A 21,167-nucleotide genomic window follows, 5' to 3' on the forward strand; every position below is an offset into this window, starting at 1 on the left:
ATTCTTCTCAGGTGTCTGTAAACAGCGTGTCAATGGCGAACTACTGGCTTCTTCGGGCGGGAGAACGTGGGCGGCTCTGGGCGGAGTGGGCTGAGCGCTCGCCACCGGTTGTCACGATTGGGTGGGACATCGGTGGGCCGTCGGAAGTCGATTTCAGCGACAAATCGGCGGTGAAGCGTCGAGTTTCGCGCGCGTACGAAAGCGACGAAGGGGCGACGGCCGGCCAACTCCGATACTTCGTCGGTGGCCGGACGACGCACATGAGCCCGGGTGACTTCGTCGTTATTCTGGGGGATGCAGCCGTCGAGGCCGTCGCTCAGGTTGGTGAACTGGCGTACAATCCGTCGGGGCTCTCGAGTGCATCAACGCACACCTACCAGCGGCCGATCGAGTTCGTCGTGAAAAGCGCGAGTGCCGGTGGCGTTGCGCTTCGATCACTTCCGAAACGGTTCGGACGCGACGCCAATGGTCACGGAGAGGCGAGTCTGTACGACCTTTCCCAGACGATACAGGAGTACCACGTCACTCGCGGGGAGTTTACGGACTTACTCGAGTGTCTGAGCAGTCGGGACGATGTCATCGTCGCACGGGACCCGGACGAATTGCTCGAATCGCCGTCCGAACGGGAGTTCTACGTTGCACTCTCGGAACCGGTGAACTTCCTGACCGCGTACCGGCGGAACGTCTGGGGAGTCCGAAACACGGACAACCTGCGTGGAACGTGGGCTGATCTCGAGGAAGGCGATATCATCTTCTTCCGCTCACACGGGAAGGGCGAGACGGACAAAGACTGGGGACTCATCGGCTACGGTGTCGTCGGCGACTACAAGGCGACGAAATCCGAGTACTGGTGGCGTGACGAACACGTCAATGAGGACGTGGTCTACGAGCACGTCTTCGGGTTCAAGGAGACGTTCTGTCTGGGAGATCAGCACGTCATTCAGAACCGGCCAGAACACCGCAAGTCAGCAGAACAACTCACCATCGAATGCGAGGCAATTCTGCAGAATATGCTCCCCGTCGAAGACGCCGCCGACCATCTCGGCTGGGTGTCGTTCAACGATATCAACATGTGGGGGCCGAGTCAGTCGAACGGTCGAAAACTCCTCGAGAAGTTACACGCTCACGACCGCGAGCGAGAGCGTTCACTCATCGAATCGTCGCCAGAGATCGATCTCTCAAAAGAGGATGTTCTCGCTGACCTACACTTCCCGGACGAACTCGCGAGTTCGATCGTCGAAGATGTCACTGCCGCACTCGACGCTGGGAAGCACGTCATCTTCACGGGGCCACCGGGGACCGGGAAAACGGAAATCGCGCAGAACGTCGGACAGGCACTCGTAGATACGCACGACGAAATCACCGGCTCCAAAATATCCACGGCGACAGCCGACTGGTCGACCTTCGACACCGTCGGCGGACACATGCCGTCGGCGACTGGCTCGGGTGAACTCGAGTTCAGGCCTGGACTGGTGCTTCGCCGGTTCAAGCGAAACGACGAACAGAAAAACGAGGTGCTGGTCATCGACGAAATCAACCGCGCCGACATCGACAAGGCGTTGGGACAGCTGTTTACGGTCTTCTCGGGCCAGGAAGTGCAACTTCCGTTCGAGCAGGACGACCGAGAGGTTTGCGTGTTGCCTGCCGAGCAGTACACCGGTACCCGTGAACTGGCGTCGAACGAGTACGTGATGCCGCGTTCGTGGCGACTGCTGGCCACGATGAACACCTACGACAAAACCTCGCTCTACGAGATGAGCTACGCGTTCATGCGCCGGTTCGCCTTCATCCGTATTCCGGTTCCGGCGCTCCCCGAGGGCGAGTCTGGTGATGCAATCGACGAACTCGAACGGCTCATGCACGCGTACGTCGAGACCTGGGACCTGGAGTGGGACCGCAGAGAGGCGATGGCAGTTGCTCGCGTCTGGCGGACGACGAACACGACGATCGACGACCGGTCGATTGGCCCGGCAATCGTCAAGGATCTCTACCAGCACGTGAGCCGACACGCGAACGACTCACTCTCGGCGGCGCTGACGCAGGCAGTCATCAGCTACGTCTTCCCGCAACTTGAGGGCGTGCCGAAACGCGAACAGATCGTTCGGCAACTCGCGTCGGTCGATGAGATTGACGAGCGCCTGCTCCAGACTGCTGCGCGGGATATGCTTCAGGTGACGCTCACCGAGTCCGAGCCGGTATGAACAGAAACGAACTCCTCGACGAACTGTCGGAGGATATCCTCACGTACGTGATGCAGGGGGCGTTTCCCGAGCGCGAGCTCGCACAGACGATCTCGCCCTCGCAGTTGGACGAGCGATTCGAGGATTACGAACTACTGCTTGACCTGCACTTCATCCTGAAATCGGATGTCGTCGAATTCGTCCACAAACTTCCCAAACGACTCCGAAGCATCCGCACGGAGACGAGCACCGTGTCACAAACACATCGGGGAACTGTGAACGGGCACGTCAATTGGGGGCGGACGATCAAGAAACGTCACACACAGAATCCTCACGACGGCTCGCTGTTCGTCTGCGATAACCGCTCCGAAAACTACGACATTCCCGAAAATATCGTCCTCAAGAAGCTGATTGCAGTGATTTACCGCACGCTTCGAGAGGCGGACCCGCTTCTCAAGGATAACTACACCTGGGTTCAGGAGACCTGGGGCGACAACGAGCAGTTGATCGCCGACCTGCAGCGGGTCGTCGATCGCAACGTCCACGTCCGCCGAATTCGGGACCCAAAAGCGTACGAGCCGACCGAGCGCATGCTCACGACTGCGGCACAGTCGCGCCAGGAGATTTACCGCGAGGCGGCCTCACTGCTTCGGAGTCGGACCAATATCTTCCAGGGCGATACCGAGGAAATCCGGTCGCTGCTCGACGAAACAGCGATCACGCCGGACGACGAGCACGCGCTGTTCGAACTCTACGTGCTCTTCCAATTCGTCGCGACACTGGAACGACTTCGGAACGAACGGGCACAGTTCAAGACGATCGCCTCCGATCGACAGGAAGTCGCTCGCATCGACGGGTCGAAAGAGTTCGTCCTCTACCACGACAACTCGGCGCGAGATCGGAACCTCTCGTTCATCTCCGAACCGGATGCAGACCGGGAGGAGCTCGGGCGCTCGGATACAGTACAGCGAGTCGCACAGGACGTTGCAGGTGACTACCTCGGCAAAGAGTTTGAGAACCACACCGGACGGCCTGACGTGATCGTCCTCGAGATCATCTCCGAAGAGACCAACGAACACGAGTACCTCATCACCGAGGTCAAAAACAGCACGAACACCGACACAATTCGTCGCGGGATCAAGGAGACACTCGAGTACCTCGCCTTCCTGCGGGTCGACGATGAGTTCGTGTTCGGAACTGACGACGACGGGTCGTATTTTGGAACCGGGTGGAACGGGCTGCTCGTCGTGCAGGATCTGGACGCACAGACGCAGTCGCTCGCTGAGCAGTCGGACAACGAGATTACGATTTTGCAGGCGTCTGAACTCGAGACAGAACTGGCGTCGGTTCTGGAGCAGATTCTCTGAGTGACGGCCACAATTCAGTGGAGGTACTGTGCGCGGCTGACTCGAGAGCTACCTCGAAACCAAGGAACGTGCGGAGGAGTTAGAGGCGAAGATCGAGAAAATCGACCAACTCATCGACGAAATCGTCTACGAACTGTGCGGACTCACCGAGGAAGAAATCGAGATCGTCGAGGAGGCAGTGGACGGCTACACTCGAGTTGGGGTTAGAATCCGTACCGCTTGTGGGCCTCGTCGATCGGGAGCACCTCGAGAACGCGAACGAGATTTTCGTCGTCCTCAATCTCGTAGAACGCTGTCCACGTCCGGCCGATGTGGAGACGATACTTTTCGTTGCCGTCGACAGGCAGGCGCTCTTTATCGCCAGCGCCTCGACCCGGATATGGACTCTCCAGTTTCGAGAGGTTGTCCTTGATGATCCGTTCTGTCTTGTCGTCTACGTCCGCAAGCAGAGAGCGTACGCTCTCCGAGACGACGACCTGGAACGATGTCACACTTAGACCTCATCCAGCGGAACGAACTCTTCGTTCTCTTTAATCTGCTTCATATCTTCCTTGAACTGCTGGTGCTTTCGCTGTGCTGCTAACTCTTCGAGTAATTCGTCCCACGTCTGCCCTGCCTGTTTCATATCGCCCAATTCCTTGAACGTCTCTTCCGTCACGGGAATGCGCTTTTCTGCCGACATCCTATGTAAATCCTTACAACCCTTACAAACTTAAACCTGACCTCGTTTCTCCGTCAAGCCAATTCTTCCGCCGACGATATAGGGATTTGTTACCATCTTGCTTCCGTGAGCTCCACGGGCCTATGCAGCAACCGAAACGAGAACTCGAGTCCCGTTTTCGGGCCGGACCCCCACCGTCGATATCAGTGTCGACGGAGTGGGGTGGGCGTCGTGGTGGTGGTAGGTGGTGATGCGAAGGCGGTCCCGTCGTAGTAGTTCCGCGGGACCGGAGACTGTCGCCACACCCGAGAGTCCGGCTGACCGACGGGACTCGAGTACCCCTGCGGTGTTGCGTCTCGCAGAGGGTGGACTCGCTAGTCCCGTTGGTCGTGTCGGTGGTTTTGGTTGTGTTGGTCCTGTTGATCGTGCCGACCTTGCTTTCGTCGTCGCTCCCGTCGTTTCCCTCGGTTCCGTCGCTCTTCTCGCTTCCGAGCGAGTAACCCGGGCGCGACACGACAGCCGCAGGGACCGGCGATGGCATCGGTGGGGCCGATGGCGCTCACGGTGGTGACTGGTGTCTGACAGCGTGGGCAAGGGGTGAGTGTGTCGGGCGGGTCCGTGTTGGTGTCGCCGCTGCTGGCAGTTGCGGTGGCGGTGGTAGTGGTGTCGTCCTCGTCCGACTGCTCACACATCAGTCTCACCTACGAGCACGTTGGACACGCCGGATTGGATAGTCAGCACTGCCTGCGTCGGAGACGCAGTATGGCGATTCCGTTGTCGTGCGGGACGTTTATATCCCGGTAGAATGTATGCAATCATGGCAACTAAGCCAGGTGGCTTGGAAGCCATGCCTCGGATGTCATCACCATCCGGGGTTTTCGTACCCGTACTGGCTGGCTTCCGTTCTAATTGTTGACTCGTGGTGACTTATATCTACCGTTCGAATTGAGAATTCAGACCTTCCCTACGTCTCTCATCGGTACAACATTCGCGAGCACTCGAGTACTGTTTGCCAAGTATGACTGCGAAACAGTCCTGTGTGGGTCTTTTGCGGTCACCACCAAGAAAACCGCATACCTACCAGCGCAATAACTAAACAGTACTCTTTTCATTTCCCACAGACACCAGTAATACAATGAACGATTCCGGCGAGAAAGAAAACACACACGAAACCGACTGGGATGATCCCACAGAATCGAGGCTAGCCAGGTGGATCGGATCTGTTCCACTGCCGTTCCTGCTGGGTGTCGCGATCGTCGGTAGTTTCGCCCTCGGCGCACTCGCTGTCGGCGGGCTGTCGATTCTGGACGAGACACCACCGGACCCCGAGATTGAGTCCGTCGAAATTCTCGAGGCAGGGTGCCCCGACGACGTGTCCGGATACTCGAAATCGAGCAGCGGCGGAGTGTGGGTCGGAACAATCAACGACACCTCGATAGACACCGAGGTCTCAGCCGACATACGCCGGACCACACCGGAGGATGCGACCGTCGCGGCGTATCGGGTATGGGTCGACACGCACAACACGACGACCGAATCCGACGAGTGTCCCGGCCGAATCATCTACAGCGTCGAGTACGACGCCCCGTATCCTGACGCGGCAGATGCGATGCGGACCGAACGGTACCTCAACGACGAGTTCCGGGGCTGTGGCTATTCAACCAGTGATCCCGAGCCGGGCTGCGCCGCCTTGCACGAAGAGCGCCCGGTTCACTACTCCAACGGCACTGTCACGGAGGAGTCTCTGTGAGGCGGGTCACTTCCAGCACGAGATTCGAGCCGTTCAGCAGCGCCATCGGTACCGAACGCACTATTGGAATGACCCGGCGTATGGCTGCCTCCCGAGAACCACTGTGGTGACGCGCATTGCGTCACCCCTCGAGAAACCGATTCAGTTCCCGGAACTCGTCCGGTGAGAGAATAATCTCGGTCTCGAACGCATCGAACTGCTCGAAATCGTGGTCGATCGTTACGATCGTGTTCGCTCCTTCCGCAACTGCTACCTGCGCGTAGTAGCCGTCCCAGCCATTGATATTCACAGTGCGTGCACGTTCAAACCCGCCACGGACGACCCCCTCTGGCAGCCGGTCGTACCAGTGGATCCGCTTCGCGTCCAGCAAATTTTCTAACAGACGGGAGGCCTCCGCGTTCGACCGCCCGTAGTACGTCGTGAGTACAGTGTGTGCACCGAACAGTGCTGGGTACGGGACGATAGCGTCGATTTCGCCAGCGATTGCGTCTCGAACGTACGAGAGTGCAGCCTCGTGAACCGGGGCGTCCGTGTGCGCGAGGGCAATGACGCCAACATCGAACAGGTACGGCCCACCCGCGTCACTCATCGCGATCTCGCTCCGCACCTCGGCGGATCGCATCTCTGTGCTTCCTGGCCACTGGATCGACACCCTCCTCGAGTGGCGTCGTCTCGCCGTGTTCGGATGCTGTCTCCGCAACGAGCTGTTCCAGGCGCTCGATAATCTGGTCCGGATTGTCCTCCGGTTCGACAATTAGGTCTCCGTTCTCTTCGCGAATTTCGACCTCGCTTCCCGGCGTAATCCCAAGCCGTTCTCGCAGTTTCTGTGGGAGGACGATCCGCCCTTTCGTATCTACCGTCGCCATATTCCCACTTACGGTGGGATTATGGATAACTGTTTTGCTCAGCAGCCACACTGGCACACGACGGACGACACGTTCCGTGACTGAATCGCGATGCTTCTCTACTACCGCCCTCCTCGTCGGTTCACTCGCTGGCAACAGGCACCGTAAAGGTGAACGTCGCACCCTCCCCAGGCTCGGACTCCACCCAGATCTCTCCGTCGTGGCGCTCGACGATCCGCTGACAGAGCGCGAGCCCGATTCCGGCCCCAGCGTGTTCTTCGTGGTTGTGAAGCCGCTGGAACACCTCGAAAATCCGATCCTGGCTCTCCACATCGATCCCGATCCCCTCGTCGCGAACGGAAATCACACACTCCTCGTCGTTCGTGTCAGCACTGATCTGAATCCGTGGCGAGTCCTCCCCGCTGTACGTGATCGCGTTGCTCAGCAGATTCTGGAACACCTGCCGGAGCTGCCCGGGATCACCCGTTACCCGCGGGAGAGGGTCCGCTGTAATTTCGGCACCCCTCTCGTCGATTGTTACCTGCAGATCATCGCGGACGTTCTCGAGTACAGTCTCGAGATCGACCGGTTCGAACGCGCTTCCACGCGTCTGGACGCGCGAGTAATTGAGCAGACCGTTGATCATATCCTGCATCCGCTGGGCACCGTCGACGGCGAAGTCGATGAACTCTCGCCCGTCCGCGTCGAGTTCGTCGTGATACCGGCGCTCGATCAGTTGCAAGTAGCTCACGATCATCCGAAGCGGTTCCTGTAAGTCGTGGGATGCAGCGTACGCGAACTGCTCTAAGCGCTCGTTCGACGCTTCGATCTCCCGTTGGTAGTCTTTGCGTTCAGTGATGTCCTGTACCATCAGCATGCCCGCGACGATCTCGCCCTCGCTGTTTCTCACTGGGAGCGTGTGCGCCCAGAGGTCGCGGCCGAGGTGGTGCTCTTCGAACGTGTTCGATTCCCCGTCGAACACGGCCTGAAAGTACGGTTCGATCTGTTCGACGAGGTCGTCAGGATACCGGTCGTAGATAGTTGCTCCCACGATCTCCTCCTGTGACACCCCGAGGTCGGCAAGCAGTTCCCCGCCGGCCACCGTGTATTCGAACGCCTCGTCGTACAGCCCGACTGCGCCCGGGAAGTGATCGATCAGCGTTCGATACCGCTGCTCACTTTCTTCCAGGGCTCGCTCGCGCTCGTTCCGCTCGGTAATATCGCGGACGACGCCGACCCGTTCACGCCCGTCGCTATCGGAGGGAAGGAGAGCGAACGTCGCCTCGGTAGGAACGGGTGTCCCGTCGGCGCGCTGCACCGTTGCTTCGACCGACGTATCGTCCGCCTCGTCCTGAGCCAGTTGCGCTTCGATCTCCTGGGCGTGCTGGTGGACATCGTCATCGACGATCATCGACACGTGGGAGCCGAGCAACTCCTCGGGAGCGTAGTCGAGCATCGCCGCATAGGACTCGTTCACCATCGTGAAGATACCCTCCTCGTCGACGACGTAGATCCCATCTTGCACCGTTTCGACGATGGTCTCGTACTGTCGCAGCTCTTGCTCGCGCGCTTTTCGCTCGGAGACATCCCGGACGACGCCGACCGTGCCGTCGTACGTTCCGTCGCTGGATACGATCGGTGAAAAGCGACTCTCGGCGGGTACTCGCGTGCCATCCTTTCGAAGGACAGCCGCCTCGATCGTTGCAGCGTTCGCAGCAGCGTCAGTCAACGCTCTCGAGGCTTCGGCCGCCGTACTCGAGACGCTGTCCTCGACGACGAGCGAGCAGTGTGAGCCGAGCAGTTCCTCGCGTGAGTACCCAGTCAGGTCGACGTACGCCTGGTTTACGGTCACGAACCGATACTCGTCGTCGAGGACGTAGATCCCGTCCTCGATGGTCTCGATGATCGTTTCGTACTGGGTCAGTTGCTGTTCTCGTTCGGTCGGCGCTACTTCCGTGTCAGTGGTCTCTCGGACGACGCCGACGAACCCCTGGTACTCCCCGTCCGTGACCAACAGATTGCCGCGCGCCTCACAGCCGAGGGTGTCACCGGCAGCAGTCTCGATCGGGAACTCGAGTGGTGGCAGATCGGTATCGCCGGCGGCGTGATGTTCTCGAATCGCACTCTCGATGGGTTCAACACCCGACTCGGGCAGTATCAACGATACGTGTGCCCCCAGAAGCTCGTCCCGCGAGTACCCCGTCCAGTCAACGATGACGTCGTTGACCGCGACGAACTGCGCTGCAGAATCGAGCTGGACGAGGCCATCGTCGATCGCGTCGACGAACGTTCGAAAGCGATCGAGTGCCACGTCATCAGCTGTTTCCGCCCAAAAACCCGCTGACGTGGATTCTGAGCCGTCGGTCATGAGCACGTACTGGGTGGTGCGGACCATAAACGCTCGCAAACACAAATAGCGTTGTCGCGATAGGTTTCTATTGTTCACTGAGAGGAGTCAGACGCCAGGCAGGCACAGCGGCTGCGTAGGCCATGAGTGGGTGACCTCCTCCTCGCCGAACTGTGCCGCGAGGCCGGCCTCCCCGACGGCGTCTTCAACGTCGTCCCCGGCGGCAGCGACCCCGGCACGGCCCTCTCCGCACACGATGACGTCGACGCGCTCACGTTCACCGGCAGCGTCGCCACCGGTCAGGCGGTCATGGAGTCCGCTGCACAGACCATCACTCCCGTCACGCTCGAACTCGGCGGGAAGAACCCGGCCATCGTGATGCCCGACGCCGACCTCGACGAGGCCGCCTTCTGGATCGGGACCGGTATCTTCACCAACGCCGGCCAGATCTGCTCGGCAACCGACCGCGCGCTCGTCCACGAGTCCGTCTACGACGAGGTCGTCGACCGCCTCGTCGACCGCGCCGAGGCCACCGACCTCGGCCTCGGCGTCGACGACCCCGACATGGGGCCGCTCAATCACGAGGCTCACTACGAGTCGGTACTCGAGTACATCGACGTGGGCCGCGAGTCGGAGGCCACGCTCGCGACGGGTGGCGAGCCACTCGAGGGCGACGGCTACTTCGTCGAGCCGACGATCTTCACCGACGTCGACCCACAATCCCGACTTGCGCAGGAGGAGATCTTCGGCCCTGTGCTGACGGTGATTCCGTTCGCCGACCGCGAGGAGGCGATCGAGATCGCGAACGACGTCGACTTTGGCCTGACTGGTGGTGTCTTCTCGAGCGACGTGAAGCAGGCGCTGTCGATGGCGCGCCGGATCGAAGCTGGCAACGTCTACGTCAACGAGTGGTTCGGCGGGTCGGTCGAGACGCCGTTCGGTGGGATGAAAGCGAGCGGAATCGGCCGCGAGAAGGGACTCGAGGCGCTCGACTCGTACCTGCAGACGAAGACGATTACGGTGAATCTCGACGAACGGAAGTAAGCGCATGCCTCGGCGGCCAACCGCCGCACACGAATCCATGCCGCGCCACGTCACGCCACAGCAATCATACCCCCCACCCGCGAACGAGTAGTATGGGTTTTCACACCTTCGACCCCGAGCGCGCACCCGCACTCGAGGACGCGAGTCGCTACCGCTGGTGTTCACGCGAGGAACTCCTTTCCCTACTCGAACCGCGAGACGAGCACGTCGTCGCCGACCTCGGCAGCGGAACGGGGTTCTTCGCCGACGACGTTGCCCCGCACGTCGACACGCTCTACGCGATCGACATCCAGACCGAGATGCACGAGTTCTACCGCGAGAAGGGCGTTCCCGAGAACGTCGAAACCGTCCACGCCGGGACCGATAACCTTCCGCTGGCCGACGACAGCCTCGACGCCGCTTTCTCCGTCGATACGTACCACGAGTTCGCGAGCGACGACAGTCTGGCCGAACTCGCGCGGGTCCTCAAACCGGACGGCCGCCTCGTCACAGTCGACTGGTCCGCGACTGGTGATCAGGACGCCGGCCCGCCGCTAACGGAGCGGTTCGCGCTCGGCGATGCGGTCTCGCAGCTACAGGACGCCGGGTTTTCGATCAGTCGGGCGACCGACCGCCCGGAAACCTACACGTGCGTGGCCCACGCCCCTGACCGATAGAACCCGTTCCCCCACCCTCACCCCTCCCTCCATCTCTACCTCATCAGGTACACACTCCGCACCGCGAGTTCACACGCGGCAGTTCGAACCCACGATTCTTTGCCCATCGCTGACGTATTGCCAGCTATGCACCGACGGCCGCCACTCGATGGAGCCGACGACTGGCCAGGACGGCAGTTCGACCCCGTACGAACGGACGGTGGACCACAGCGATGACAGAAAAGCCAACGCCAACACGTCGTGAGATTACTGCCGGAACCGCGGGACTCGCGATAGCGACCCTTGCAGGCTGTCTCGACGGCCAGGGGTCCGACGAGTCGACCGACGACTCCAGTGACGGTTCCACCGCCGCTGGCGCTGGCTCCCCGTCACTCCCGATCGACATCACGACCGCCGACGGTCCCGGCAGCGAGGCCGGGACCCTGACGATCCCCACCGACGGCGTCGTCCTCATCAACTTCACTCGACTCCACTGTCCGACCAGCGAGGGCCTTCTCGAAACGATCGGTAACGCCCGCGAACGCCTGCTCGCTGCGAGCGACAACGCGGAGGCAGCCGATGCGGACGCAGACGCGGGTTCGGACACCGGCTCGGAGTCGAACTCGGACGACGAAGACGAAGACGATGACGACGAAAATGGAACCGACGGTGACAGCGACACCGACAGTGACAGTGACACCAACAGTGACAATGCCAACACCAACGAAAACGGCACCGAACCCCACTCCCAACTCGAGTACACCGTCGGTCGAGACGAGGATCTCACCGTCATCTCGGTCGTCAGCGGCGTGTCTGGGGCAACACCGACCGAGGCGGAACTCGGCGAGTGGTGGGCCGAACACGACGGCGACTGGACGGTCGGCATCGATGAGGATGGCTCGCTCTTCGACTACTACGATGTTCGGAGCGCCCCGGCCACCCGCATCGTCGACAGCGAGGGCACGGTCCAGTGGGAGAACAACGGTGGGACAGCGACGGGAAGCTACGTGAGCGCAGCGTGGTCGGCACTCGAGTCGGACGAGTAAGTGTTTTCGAGGGCGACACCAGCTCGGGAGACACACGGACGGTCACGACCCGGGATTCGCCACCCGAACCAGTGCACCCATTTTCCTGGACCCCGTACTGTCACCTATGATGACCCGGCGACCCGCCGCGCTGGGGCACGCCCGCTCCCCGAACCGAGTTGTTTGCCCTCTGCAAATCGGCTCTGTTTCGAACTCGTACTCGTACTCGCACTCGTACTTGGCACCCGAAACCGGATCGAACACAGCACCGAAGGGGGTGAGCCCGAATGCGCCGGCGTGATCTCATCGCAGGCGTCGGTAGCCTCGGCATTCTCGCCGGCGCTGGCGGCGTCCTCTGGCGTGGCCTTCCCGTCGGCGACGAGCCACCAGCGGCGGATGCGAACGGCGACGAAGACACAGACGACGACAGCGGCGGACCGATCGTACTCGAGACGATCGACGCGACGGGCAGCGAAGAGGGGACGATCGAGGTGCCAAACGATGGCGTCACCGTCGCGATGTTCTTCGCGCCAAGCTGTGGCACCTGTCAGTCGCTGATGCCGAACCTTCGGGAGGCGAGCGATCAGCTGAACGAGGAGTACGGTGACGACGTTACCGTCGTTTCGATCACCTCGAACCGGTCAGAAGACGAGCTGCGCGAGTGGTGGGACGAACACGACGGAAACTGGTATCTCGGCCACGATCCGGGACGATCGCTCGGCGTCTCCTACCGAGTGGTCGGCTACCCGGTGGTTATCGTCGTCGACGAGAACGGGGAGAAACACTGGCACGAAAACGGCGTTCTCGATGCGAGGCGGATCTACTACGGTGCTGCGCCGGTGCTCGACGAGTACCGAGAGCGAACACAGGCGGCCGACGATGCTGACGATGCCGAAGCGGAGCCGTCAGAGACGGATTCGGAGGGCGAGGAGTCGGGTGGCGAGGAGCCGGACGGTGAGGAGTCGGACGGGGAGGATAGTGAAGATGAGACTACAGACGAAGACGATGAGAGCGAGGATAGTGCTGAAAACGAAGCGAACGAGGGTGTCGAGGAAGCAGAGACAGACGACTAGCGCGGCCGCAGGTGTCCAGTCACTTAGGCGCTTGCCTGCCAGTTTCTGATCCGATCCGCGCTGACGCCGTCGACGTCATCGGCGATCGAGTCGGGATCGGCCTCGGTCAGGTCGTCGAGGCTCTCGATACCCGCTGCAGCCAGCTTTTCAACTGTTTTCGCGCCGACGCCGTCCAGTGACTCGAGATCGGAGCCGCTCTCGCTCTCGCGGGCCTGGAACTCCTGGTAGTTACAGATCGGACAGCCAAGTTCCCACGGCTCGTCGCCGCTGTGGATCACGAGTTCGGGCAGGTCGTGCTCGCCGCAGTACTCCTCGGTGACCTCGATTTCGCCCCGTCGCGGGAGCGGCAGCGAGTACTCACAGTCGGGGTAACGCGTACAGCCGACGAGACGGGAGCCGCTCTGGAGGGTCTTGACCGCAAGCTCTCCCCCGTGCTCTTCGCCACACTCGGGACAGTCACCGAGCACTGGCCCCTCGCCAGCGTCTTCGGCCTTACACAGTGGACACCCGTGGACGAACGTCTGCCGACCGGCGAGCATCTTGACCTCGTTCAGGTCGTGTTTCTCACACTCCTCGTCGAGGATGAGCGGCTTCCCCGTCGAGGGCAGCGGCAGCGTGTTCTCACAGTCGGGATAGCCGTCACAGCCGATGAAGTACGAGCCGTGGCGGCTCCGGCGGACGAGCAGGTCTTCACCACACTCCGGACACGGCCCCAGCCGTTTGTCGTCCTTGAGCGACTTTCGAAGGTGGTCGCCGATCTCGTCGCGCGAGTCCGCGAGATTCGCGAAGATTTCCGCGAGCATCTCGCGGGACTCGTCGGTCACGTCCTCGAGTCCGGCCTCGCCCGAGGCGATGGCGTCCATGTCCTGTTCGAGCTGGGCCGTCATATCCTCCGAGACGACGCGGTCGGCGTAGTTCTCGGCGGCCTCGACGACGGCCATCGCGAGCTTGGTCGGCCGCGGCGGATCGCTCTCGATGTAGCCACGGTCGTAGAGCTTCTGAATCGTCTCGTGACGGGTCGACTTCGTCCCGATACCCATGTCCTCCATGGTCTCGATGAGCCGCGACTGACCGTACCGCCGGGGTGGCTGGGTCTGCTTGTCCTCGAGTTCGACGTCCGTGATCGTGAGCTCCTCGCCCTCCGAGACGTCGGGGACGTAGTTCTCGGTCGTGCTGAAGTACGGGTAGACGTCGTGGTAGCCGGCTTTGTCGAGGCGCTTGCCGTTTGCCTTGAGTCGGTGGTCTGCAACCTCGGCGACGACCTTGAGGTGCTCCCAGATGGCGGCCTCGGCGACCGTCGCGTAGAACCGACGGACGACGAGTTCGAAGACCTCCCACTCGTCGTCGCTCACGTCGCCGCGGGAGGGAATCTCGCCGGTCGGGTGAATTGGCGGGTGGTCCGTCGTCTCCTCGTCGCCCTCGGTCGGTTCGATTTCGTCGGCCTCGAGGAGCGATTCGGCGGACTCGCCGAGCGTCGGATGCCCGACGAAGTCGTCGAGTAGTTCCTCGGGATCGAGATCGTCCGGGTAGACGGTGTTGTCCGTTCGCGGGTACGTGATGTAGCCCGCGGTGTAGAGGTCCTCCGCGATGGACATGGCGCGCTTTGCGGAGTAGCCGAGCGCACTGGCCGCGCGGATGAACTGGGTCGTGTTGAACGGCGCGGGCGGCGAGTCAGTTCGGGTGCGGCGGTTGACGTCGACGACGGTCGCCGTGTCGCGCTGGGAGAGCGTCTCGAAGACGTCCTCGGCGACGGCTTCTTCCCAGACGCGCTCGGCCTCGTTGCCGTCCTCGTCGCGGTAGAAGTACTGGGCCTCGAATGCCTCGCTCTCTCGCGGTTCGTCACCGCTCGACGTTTCCGAGGCGCGTTGCGCCTCGCTACCTTTAGCGACGTCGGCAACCAGCTCCCAGTAGTCCTCCGGATCGAACGCCTCGATCTCGCGCTCGCGATCAACCATCAGCTTGAGCGTCGGCGACTGCACACGGCCGACCGAGATGAAGTCGTTTCCAAGCTGGCCAGCAGAAAGCGAGAGGAAGCGGGTAAGCGCGGCCCCCCAGACGAGGTCGATGATCTGGCGCGCCTCGCCCGCCGCGGCCAGATCGAAGTCGAGTTCGTCAGGCTCGGCGAACGCGTCCTGCACCTCGTTCTCCGTAATCGAGGAGAACCGAACGCGTCGGATCGGCACCTCTTCGTCGACCTCACGGACGATATCGTAGGCCTCCTTCCCGATGAGTTCGCCCTCGCGGTCGTAGTCTGTCGCGATGGTGACGCGGGTCGCCTTCCGCGAGAGGATACGAAGCGTGGCGACGATGTTCTCCTTCGTCGCCGTCTTCTCGATGCTCGCGTCGATGAGTTCGACGGGTTCGACGTCCCGCCAGTCCGAATACTCGGACGGGAAGTCGACGCCGACGACGTGGCCCGAGAGGCCCACGCAGCGCTTGCCGCCCCACTCGTAGACGTTGACGCCGTTTTCGCGGCTCGAATCGTACGTTCCGCCAGAGAGGATATCCGCAATCCGCCGCGCGGCGTTGTCCTTCTCCGTGATAATCAGCTCCACCGCCGATCACTCCCTCGATCAGGCGCGGTGTACTCGAGTCCAGCTGGCCGAGTCTCGGTCATACTCGCTGGCTACGACTGAGGATTTGATAACGCTTTCGCCAAAATCGGCAGACTGCGCGGGTGTGCGTGCGATACGCGGGCGATGCGCTCGCGTGCGCGTAGGTTGGTCGCGTGGCGTGCATTGCGTAGCGTGCGTTTCCCACACGCGTCGCCATCAACTCGAGTGGTTCGTGTCCGCGTCCCTGCCGACGGTCTCCGTGCTGCCATCCCTGTCCGCCGCACCGGCCGGCGGAGTGCCCGGGAGGGAAAACGGATCGGCGTCGTCGGGGTCGTGGGACTCGTCGTCTTTGTCCGAGATGTACAGCACGAGTCCGAGGAGTCCTGTGAGGAACACGAATCCGGCCCACTTGGCAGGTCCGTGCAGTCCCGACCGCTTGCCATCCCAGTAGACGAGGGCTGCGAGCGACCCGAAGAGGATCGTATACAAGAGCGCCAAGAGTGCCAGAATTATCCATAGCATACTATGCTGTAACCAACCAATTGTTAAATATACTACTGGTATTCGGATCCATCGATGGGCAAGCGACAGTACGCGCTCGACATGGAGGGGCAACTACGGGGAACCCAGGTGACCAGTTCGTGATCACTGGGAACAGTTTAGTTCGAGAACACTAACGGTGAGTACATGGACGAGTCGATCGGCCAGCGAGGGGCAATCGCGTTTCTCATCGAACGGGTGGCTATTCCCTTGCTAATCGTCTTCGGAGCGTTTTTGCTGGGTGCAAGAACGACCGACGTGCTGTTCGAATCGGCCGAGATGATGGGCGAGTTCCTGTTGGTCCTTCTCTTCGGGGCCGTGTACTACGTTCTGGCGCTGCCGTTGTACTGGGCCGTATTCCTTCGAGAATGAGACGAAAACGAGACGGAGAGCGAACTGGATTCGCTACTGGTGCTACTGCTACTACTGCTACCGTTACTGCTGGTGCAGATGCCAGCGATCGATAAACAGGCTCACGTCACCACCATCAGCCGCTCCCACACCGTCACCTTCGAACCGAACCGGCTGACGCTCGCCCGACACCGTCGGCACGTAGAACTCACCCGACTCCAGATCCGCCGGCACCAGCGGCGTCCACGCGCCCTCGTCGATCGGGCCGCCGACACGCAAGCGCAGCGCGCCACTCTCGACGACGACTTCGGCTTCCTTGATCCCGCGATAGGTTTCGTACTCGCCCGCGAGGGACTCGAGTACCTGCCGGCGAGCGAAGAACGGCACCTCGTTGGGGTCCTCGCCGACCAGCGCGGCGAAGACGGCCTGGCTGAGTTCGGTGAGGCCGTATCCCGGCGAGGCGTTGGCGAGCAGGGCGACCCCGAGGTCCTGCTCGGGTGCGAAGCCGACGGCGGCCGTCGAGACGGCGATCGACCCGCCGTGGCCGATGAGGTCGTGCCCGCAGACCTCGCGGGTGCGCCAGCCGTAGCCGTACGGACCGGACGGGGTGTCGGCGTACGCGCCGTAACACTGCGAGAGAGTGTCCTCGCCGAGCAGGCGCTCGCCCGTGTCGGCGACGCCGCCGTTCAGGTGCAGTCGGAGGTACGATGCGAGGTCGGTGACGGGGGCGAGCAGGCCGCCGGCGGCCGCGCTCTGTTCTCGGATCGGGAGCGCTGCGGGTTCGAGGTCGGCGTCCTCGTCCTCATCTCCTGGGAAGTACGGCGTCATCCGATCCTCGAAACTGGTGAACGTCTCCTCGGCGTAGGTCGAGCGCTCCATCGCGAGCGGCTCGAGTATCTCCCCTTCGACGTAGTCGGTGAACGACTCACCGCTGACGGCTTCGACGACTTCGCCAGCGAGCGTGTAGCCAGAGTTGCAGTATTGCCAGTGCTCGCCTGGTTCGCCCGCGACTTCGTCTCGTGCACCTTCGATGTGGGCGTAGACATCGTCCATCGAACCGAGCGGGACGTTCGACTCGCCGACCTCCATCTGGCGCGCGATCAGGGCCTCGCTGGCCGCGAGCGACGGATAGCCGGAGGTGTGGCTCAGCAGGTGGTGGAGCGTCACGTCGTCGGGAATGTCGATGTCCAGGTAATCGGTCGCGGCATCGTCGTACTCGAGTTCCCCCGCGTCGACGAGCTGTGCAACAGCGAGTGCGGCAAAGGACTTCGAGACCGAGCCGATGCCGTAGACGGTGTCGGCAGTGGCAGGATCGTTGGCGGCGAGGTCACGCGAGCCGTAGCCCTGCGCATAGAGCAACTCGTCGCCGTCCGTGACGGCGAGACTTAGTCCGGGGAGTTCGTCCTCGCGGAGACGGTCGCGGAGGAACGAGTCGATTCGGTCGATGGTCGCCGCATCCAGTGTGTCGGCAGCGGTCATGGTGGCCACCTCCCAGCCGGTGGCTATCAATATTCAGGTACCCCACAGGACGCACCGGTATCAGTACTCGACTCGATTTTCTGGCACCCGAGCCGGCAACTCCACACGGGAAGCGAGCCCTTTTCACCGCCCCGGCTGAGACACGGACAAGAGCGATACGTGTCAGCGACGGAATCGGAGGACGAGCGAAAGCGGGTGGACATGACGACGGGAGCGATCCCGCCGAAGCTGTTGCACCTGGCGTGGCCGCTCGTCCTCGGGAATCTCCTGCAGACAGTCTACAATCTCGCGGATATGTTCTGGGTCGGTCAGATCGGTGACGGTGGCGTCTCGGTCGCTGCGGTCTCGCTCATGTTCCCGCTCTCGTGGATGTTCGTTTCGACGGCGATGGGGATCACGGCGGCGACCATCGCGCTCGTCTCCCAGTACGTCGGCTCGGATGACGATCGGATGGCAGACCGTGTCGTCGGCCAGACGATCCTGTTGACGCTCACCGTCTCGACAGTCCTCGCGGCGATCGGGCTCTACTTCCGGCGACCGCTGCTCACCCTCATCGGTGCGCGCGACGAGGTGTTCGTCGCGGCGCTCGCGTACATCGAGATTATATTCCTCACACTGCCGCTGACCTTCCTGTTCTTCGCGTTTCGCTCCTCGCTGCAGGGTGCAGGAGACACGAAGACCGCAATGTGGCTCGTCTTCGTCTCGGCCGGGATCAACGTCGTGATCGACCCGTTCTTCATCCTCGGCTGGGGACCGTTCCCCGAGATGGGGACCCGCGGTGCGGCTATCGCGACGTTCATTTCGCGTGCGTTCGCCGCCGCTGTGGGTGTCATTATTCTGCTTGACGGCCGGTTCGGCGTTCGGCTCAGGCTCGGTGACCTCCGCCCGGATCTCAGCGTCCAGCGAAAACTCGTCGACATCGGCTATCCGTCGACGATCGACGGCTGGGCGCGCAGTTTCGCCTCGGTCGCGATGGCCGGCTTCGTCGCCCGCTTCGGTGCGAATCCGACGGCCGCCTACGGGATCGGCGTTCGACTCATGTCCGTCACCTGGGCCGTCGCGGGCGCAGTTGGCAACGCGACGGCGACCGGCGTCGGCCAGAACCTCGGCGCGCAGACGCCGGAGCGGGCTGCGACAGTCACACGAGTCGCAACCGCGGGCACGATGGCGTTCATCTTTGCCGTGGCAGGCGTTCTGTTCGTCTTCCCAGCACAGGCGATGGGTATCTTCGTCGACAACCCGGCCGTGATCGCAGAAGGCGTGCTCTTCTTACGAATTATGGCTCCCTTCTGGGCGCTGTTCGCCGGCGTGATGGTTATCCAGGGGGCGTTCCGCGGTGCGGGCAACACCCGCGAGGCGATGGTGCTCTCGTTCCTCTCGCGGTGGATCTTCCGGCTTCCCGTCGCACTCGTGCTCGCGTTCGCCTGGACGCTGACGATCCCTGGCCTCGGCATCACCATCGCCGCCCTCGACTGGGGCATTGCGGGAATCTGGTGGGCCTACTCGATCGGCATGGTCCTCTCGTTCGTCGTCGCCGTCGGCTGGTTCCGGCTGGGAACGTGGAAGCAAGATGTCATCGGCAAGGGACGGGAATCAGATGCAGCGTTCGACGCCGACTCACGCGGTGAGACGGACACAGATCCCGAGTACACCGACGACTGAGGTGGGCGACGCAACGAGTTCTGCGACACGACCAGCGCAATACCGAAGGCAGAACACACAACGCAAACTCGGAACGTAAACTCGGACTATAAACACAGACCGCAAACTCGGGCCACAAACTCAACCCACTGGCAACCACTTCTCGACCGTCGGGCTGAACTCGCCGATCATCTGCGCATCTTCGTCCGTAAATGCATCCGTCACGATCAGCGCCGCCAGATAGACACTCACCACGACGATCGGCAAGAGCACCACGATGAGCAGATCGGACTCGAGTAGCACCACGATCGGAACCCCTGCAATCGTCGCGGGAACGCCGGCGCCGACGATTTTAGCGAAGTCGCGGGTGAACAGGTGAATCCCGTCGAGATAGTAGATTTCGGCGATCGTGAGGCCGCCGACGAGGAAGAGAGCGGTCGCGGAGCCGATCGCGGCGCCCTCGATGCCGAAGATGGGGACGAGCGCCATCGAGACGAGGAAGTTCGCGCCGAAGAGGACGAGCGTGTTCGCGAAGACGATTCGCGAGTAACCCATGCCCTGCAGGAGCGAGCCGTCGGGGCCGCCGACGGTGACGTTGAACAGGAACGCACCACAGAGGAGGACGACGACGAGGTTCGCTTCGGCGTACTGTGGCGTGTAGAGCACTGCGAGGTAGGAACTCGCGCCGAGCGAGAGGACGATTGCGATCGGCAGCGTGATGCCGGCGATCCAGCGGGCGGCGACACGGAACCGTTGCTCGACGAGGGCGGTGTCCTCGCGCGTTTCGGCGATGAGGGGCTTGAACACGGGCGACAGCGAGTTGAAGATGATCATTAGCCCGGAGCCGAGCATGTAGCCGACGCGGTAGATGCCGACATCGTCGGAGTCGAGGAAGAAGCCGAGGACGAAGTAGTCGACGTGGCCCATCAGGACGAAGACGACGCTGGTCATTGCGAGCGGGAGTGAGTAGGTGAGCAGCGGCCACGAGGCGACGAGTTCAGTGTCGACGGTGAGCAAGTCCCAGGCCTTGTAGGTGAACAGTGCCGCGCCGACGGTGATGGCGACGAAGAGGCCGATCACGTAGCCAGCGATGAGTCCGAGCAGTCCGAAGCCGGCGAGCAACAGCGCGGCCGTGATGCCGAAGCGGACGATCGGGCGGACCAGATCGCGCATGACGACGCGGTACTGGAGCTTCTTGATGCTGTAGTAGGAGGTGAGCAAGACGTTGTAGATCGCGAGCATCGGAATGGTGACTGACAGGAACAACAGCGCGATCCGCATCGACGGCTCCTGAAAGAGGTCGCCGATGTACCCCGATCCGGCCGCGAGTGCGAACGCGACGAGCGCGGAGGTGACGAGCACCGTTGCGGTCACCTGTACGATGACACCCTTGGCCTTGCCGCGCTCGCCCTCGTCCAGATACTGCGGGACGAAGTAGTCGATCGCAAGCGGCAGTCCGAGGTTCGCAAAGACCTGCATGAAGAGGATGACGGAGGTCGCGAGGACGAACAGTCCGTAGACGGAGGGCGTCACGTACCGCGTCATCAGCATGACGATCGCGAAACCGAACGCGCCGTTCACGACGTTCCCGATGAACGTGATGCTGCCCTGTTTCGCGAGCGTCGAGACGCCTTCATCGCGTGTCGGCTCGGTCTCGGTGTCGGTGTTAGTCAT

The 21,167-nt window shown here is 62.0% G+C and carries 17 protein-coding genes and 3 pseudogenes; 10 read left to right on the forward strand and 10 right to left on the reverse strand.

Annotated elements, in window-relative coordinates:
• Window positions 1–32 precede the first annotated feature (32 nt).
• From C483_RS15045 to C483_RS21270, 3 genes and pseudogenes are all read left to right on the forward strand, one after another.
• Window positions 33–2,201, forward strand: a complete 2,169-nt coding sequence (locus C483_RS15045) for an AAA family ATPase (RefSeq protein ID WP_006654218.1) — start codon at window positions 33–35, stop codon at window positions 2,199–2,201.
• Window positions 2,198–3,547: a hypothetical protein gene (locus C483_RS15050; RefSeq protein WP_006654219.1), complete on the forward strand. Its 1,350-nt coding sequence runs from the start codon at window positions 2,198–2,200 to the stop codon at window positions 3,545–3,547. Before C483_RS15045 ends, C483_RS15050 begins: the two co-directional genes overlap by 4 nt.
• A 40-nt stretch (window positions 3,548–3,587) precedes the next feature.
• Window positions 3,588–3,731: pseudogene (locus C483_RS21270) on the forward strand (restriction endonuclease); the annotation flags it as partial.
• A 19-nt stretch (window positions 3,732–3,750) separates the two neighbouring features.
• Here the strand turns inward: C483_RS21270 and C483_RS15055 are convergent.
• Together C483_RS15055 and C483_RS15060 are read right to left on the reverse strand one after the other, a co-directional pair.
• Entirely contained in the window at window positions 3,751–4,038 is a 288-nt protein-coding gene (locus tag C483_RS15055) for a type II toxin-antitoxin system RelE family toxin (RefSeq protein WP_006654220.1), read from the reverse strand.
• 2 nt (window positions 4,039–4,040) lie between these two features.
• Window positions 4,041–4,229 carry a hypothetical protein gene (locus C483_RS15060; protein WP_006654221.1) on the reverse strand — a complete coding sequence of 63 codons (189 nt, stop codon included), beginning with the start codon at window positions 4,227–4,229 and terminating at the stop codon, window positions 4,041–4,043.
• A gap of 1,114 nt (window positions 4,230–5,343) precedes the next feature.
• Here C483_RS15060 and C483_RS15065 point away from each other — a divergent pair.
• Entirely contained in the window at window positions 5,344–5,958 is a 615-nt protein-coding gene (locus C483_RS15065; RefSeq protein ID WP_006654223.1) for a hypothetical protein, read from the forward strand.
• Window positions 5,959–6,079: 121 nt separating this feature from the next.
• Here the strand turns inward: C483_RS15065 and C483_RS15070 are convergent, their stop codons facing one another.
• The 4 genes and pseudogenes from C483_RS15070 to C483_RS21365 all read right to left on the reverse strand — a co-directional run.
• A complete protein-coding gene (locus C483_RS15070; protein WP_083860445.1) occupies window positions 6,080–6,547 on the reverse strand; it encodes a type II toxin-antitoxin system VapC family toxin in 468 nt (155 codons plus the stop codon).
• On the reverse strand, window positions 6,540–6,824 hold the full coding sequence (locus C483_RS19635) for an AbrB/MazE/SpoVT family DNA-binding domain-containing protein (RefSeq protein WP_006654225.1): 285 nt from the start codon (window positions 6,822–6,824) through the stop codon (window positions 6,540–6,542). Before C483_RS19635 ends, C483_RS15070 begins: the two co-directional genes overlap by 8 nt.
• A gap of 121 nt (window positions 6,825–6,945) precedes the next feature.
• Window positions 6,946–8,727, reverse strand: a complete 1,782-nt coding sequence (locus C483_RS15075) for a PAS domain S-box protein (RefSeq protein ID WP_449289185.1) — start codon at window positions 8,725–8,727, stop codon at window positions 6,946–6,948.
• Window positions 8,728–8,769: 42 nt separating this feature from the next.
• Window positions 8,770–9,198: pseudogene (locus tag C483_RS21365) on the reverse strand (PAS domain S-box protein); the annotation flags it as partial.
• A 108-nt stretch (window positions 9,199–9,306) separates the two neighbouring features.
• On the opposite strand from C483_RS21365, the pseudogene C483_RS15080 reads away from it, so the two are divergent.
• The 4 genes and pseudogenes from C483_RS15080 to C483_RS15095 form a co-directional block, all read left to right on the forward strand.
• A pseudogene (locus C483_RS15080) lies at window positions 9,307–10,194 on the forward strand (aldehyde dehydrogenase family protein); the annotation flags it as partial.
• 92 nt (window positions 10,195–10,286) lie between these two features.
• Window positions 10,287–10,850: a class I SAM-dependent methyltransferase gene (locus C483_RS15085; protein WP_006654228.1), complete on the forward strand. Its 564-nt coding sequence runs from the start codon at window positions 10,287–10,289 to the stop codon at window positions 10,848–10,850.
• A 212-nt stretch (window positions 10,851–11,062) separates the two neighbouring features.
• Window positions 11,063–11,875, forward strand: a complete 813-nt coding sequence (locus tag C483_RS15090; protein WP_006654229.1) for a peroxiredoxin family protein — start codon at window positions 11,063–11,065, stop codon at window positions 11,873–11,875.
• 266 nt (window positions 11,876–12,141) lie between these two features.
• On the forward strand, window positions 12,142–12,927 hold the full coding sequence (locus tag C483_RS15095; RefSeq protein ID WP_006654230.1) for a TlpA family protein disulfide reductase: 786 nt from the start codon (window positions 12,142–12,144) through the stop codon (window positions 12,925–12,927).
• Window positions 12,928–12,950: 23 nt separating this feature from the next.
• Here C483_RS15095 and C483_RS15100 read toward each other — a convergent pair whose 3' ends face one another.
• Complete coding sequence (locus C483_RS15100) at window positions 12,951–15,482, reverse strand: DNA topoisomerase I (RefSeq protein ID WP_006654231.1); 2,532 nt, start codon at window positions 15,480–15,482, stop codon at window positions 12,951–12,953.
• 216 nt (window positions 15,483–15,698) lie between these two features.
• Window positions 15,699–16,004, reverse strand: coding sequence for a hypothetical protein (locus C483_RS15105; RefSeq protein ID WP_006654232.1), 306 nt, complete (start codon window positions 16,002–16,004; stop codon window positions 15,699–15,701).
• A 165-nt stretch (window positions 16,005–16,169) separates the two neighbouring features.
• Between C483_RS15105 and C483_RS15110 the strand changes: the two genes are divergently transcribed.
• On the forward strand, window positions 16,170–16,394 hold the full coding sequence (locus C483_RS15110) for a hypothetical protein (RefSeq protein ID WP_006654233.1): 225 nt from the start codon (window positions 16,170–16,172) through the stop codon (window positions 16,392–16,394).
• A 63-nt stretch (window positions 16,395–16,457) separates the two neighbouring features.
• On the opposite strand, the gene C483_RS15115 is transcribed toward C483_RS15110, so the two are convergent.
• Entirely contained in the window at window positions 16,458–17,852 is a 1,395-nt protein-coding gene (locus C483_RS15115; RefSeq protein ID WP_006654234.1) for a serine hydrolase, read from the reverse strand.
• A gap of 159 nt (window positions 17,853–18,011) precedes the next feature.
• Between C483_RS15115 and C483_RS15120 the strand changes: the two genes are divergently transcribed.
• Entirely contained in the window at window positions 18,012–19,514 is a 1,503-nt protein-coding gene (locus C483_RS15120; protein WP_006654235.1) for an MATE family efflux transporter, read from the forward strand.
• A 120-nt stretch (window positions 19,515–19,634) separates the two neighbouring features.
• Here C483_RS15120 and C483_RS15125 read toward each other — a convergent pair whose 3' ends face one another.
• The gene (locus C483_RS15125; protein WP_006654236.1) at window positions 19,635–21,167 is read right to left on the reverse strand and encodes a flippase; all 1,533 of its coding nucleotides are present in this window, start codon (window positions 21,165–21,167) and stop codon (window positions 19,635–19,637) included.

The sequence above is a fragment of the Natrialba hulunbeirensis JCM 10989 genome, assembly GCF_000337575.1.
Classification (GTDB): Archaea; Halobacteriota; Halobacteria; order Halobacteriales; family Natrialbaceae; genus Natrialba; species Natrialba hulunbeirensis.

What these genes read in the sequence shown, in the direction of transcription:
- C483_RS15045 (WP_006654218.1), top strand. Translation starts at nt 33, where the DNA reads ATGGCGAACTACTGGCTTCTTCGGGCGGGAGAACGTGGGCGGCTCTGG.
- C483_RS15050 (WP_006654219.1), top strand. Translation starts at nt 2,198, where the DNA reads ATGAACAGAAACGAACTCCTCGACGAACTGTCGGAGGATATCCTCACG.
- C483_RS15060 (WP_006654221.1), bottom strand. Translation starts at nt 4,229, where the DNA reads ATGTCGGCAGAAAAGCGCATTCCCGTGACGGAAGAGACGTTCAAGGAA.
- C483_RS15065 (WP_006654223.1), top strand. Translation starts at nt 5,344, where the DNA reads ATGAACGATTCCGGCGAGAAAGAAAACACACACGAAACCGACTGGGAT.
- C483_RS15070 (WP_083860445.1), bottom strand. Translation starts at nt 6,547, where the DNA reads ATGAGTGACGCGGGTGGGCCGTACCTGTTCGATGTTGGCGTCATTGCC.
- C483_RS19635 (WP_006654225.1), bottom strand. Translation starts at nt 6,824, where the DNA reads ATGGCGACGGTAGATACGAAAGGGCGGATCGTCCTCCCACAGAAACTG.
- C483_RS15085 (WP_006654228.1), top strand. Translation starts at nt 10,287, where the DNA reads ATGGGTTTTCACACCTTCGACCCCGAGCGCGCACCCGCACTCGAGGAC.
- C483_RS15090 (WP_006654229.1), top strand. Translation starts at nt 11,063, where the DNA reads ATGACAGAAAAGCCAACGCCAACACGTCGTGAGATTACTGCCGGAACC.
- C483_RS15095 (WP_006654230.1), top strand. Translation starts at nt 12,142, where the DNA reads ATGCGCCGGCGTGATCTCATCGCAGGCGTCGGTAGCCTCGGCATTCTC.
- C483_RS15105 (WP_006654232.1), bottom strand. Translation starts at nt 16,004, where the DNA reads ATGCTATGGATAATTCTGGCACTCTTGGCGCTCTTGTATACGATCCTC.
- C483_RS15110 (WP_006654233.1), top strand. Translation starts at nt 16,170, where the DNA reads ATGGACGAGTCGATCGGCCAGCGAGGGGCAATCGCGTTTCTCATCGAA.
- C483_RS15115 (WP_006654234.1), bottom strand. Translation starts at nt 17,852, where the DNA reads ATGACCGCTGCCGACACACTGGATGCGGCGACCATCGACCGAATCGAC.
- C483_RS15125 (WP_006654236.1), bottom strand. Translation starts at nt 21,167, where the DNA reads ATGACTAACACCGACACCGAGACCGAGCCGACACGCGATGAAGGCGTC.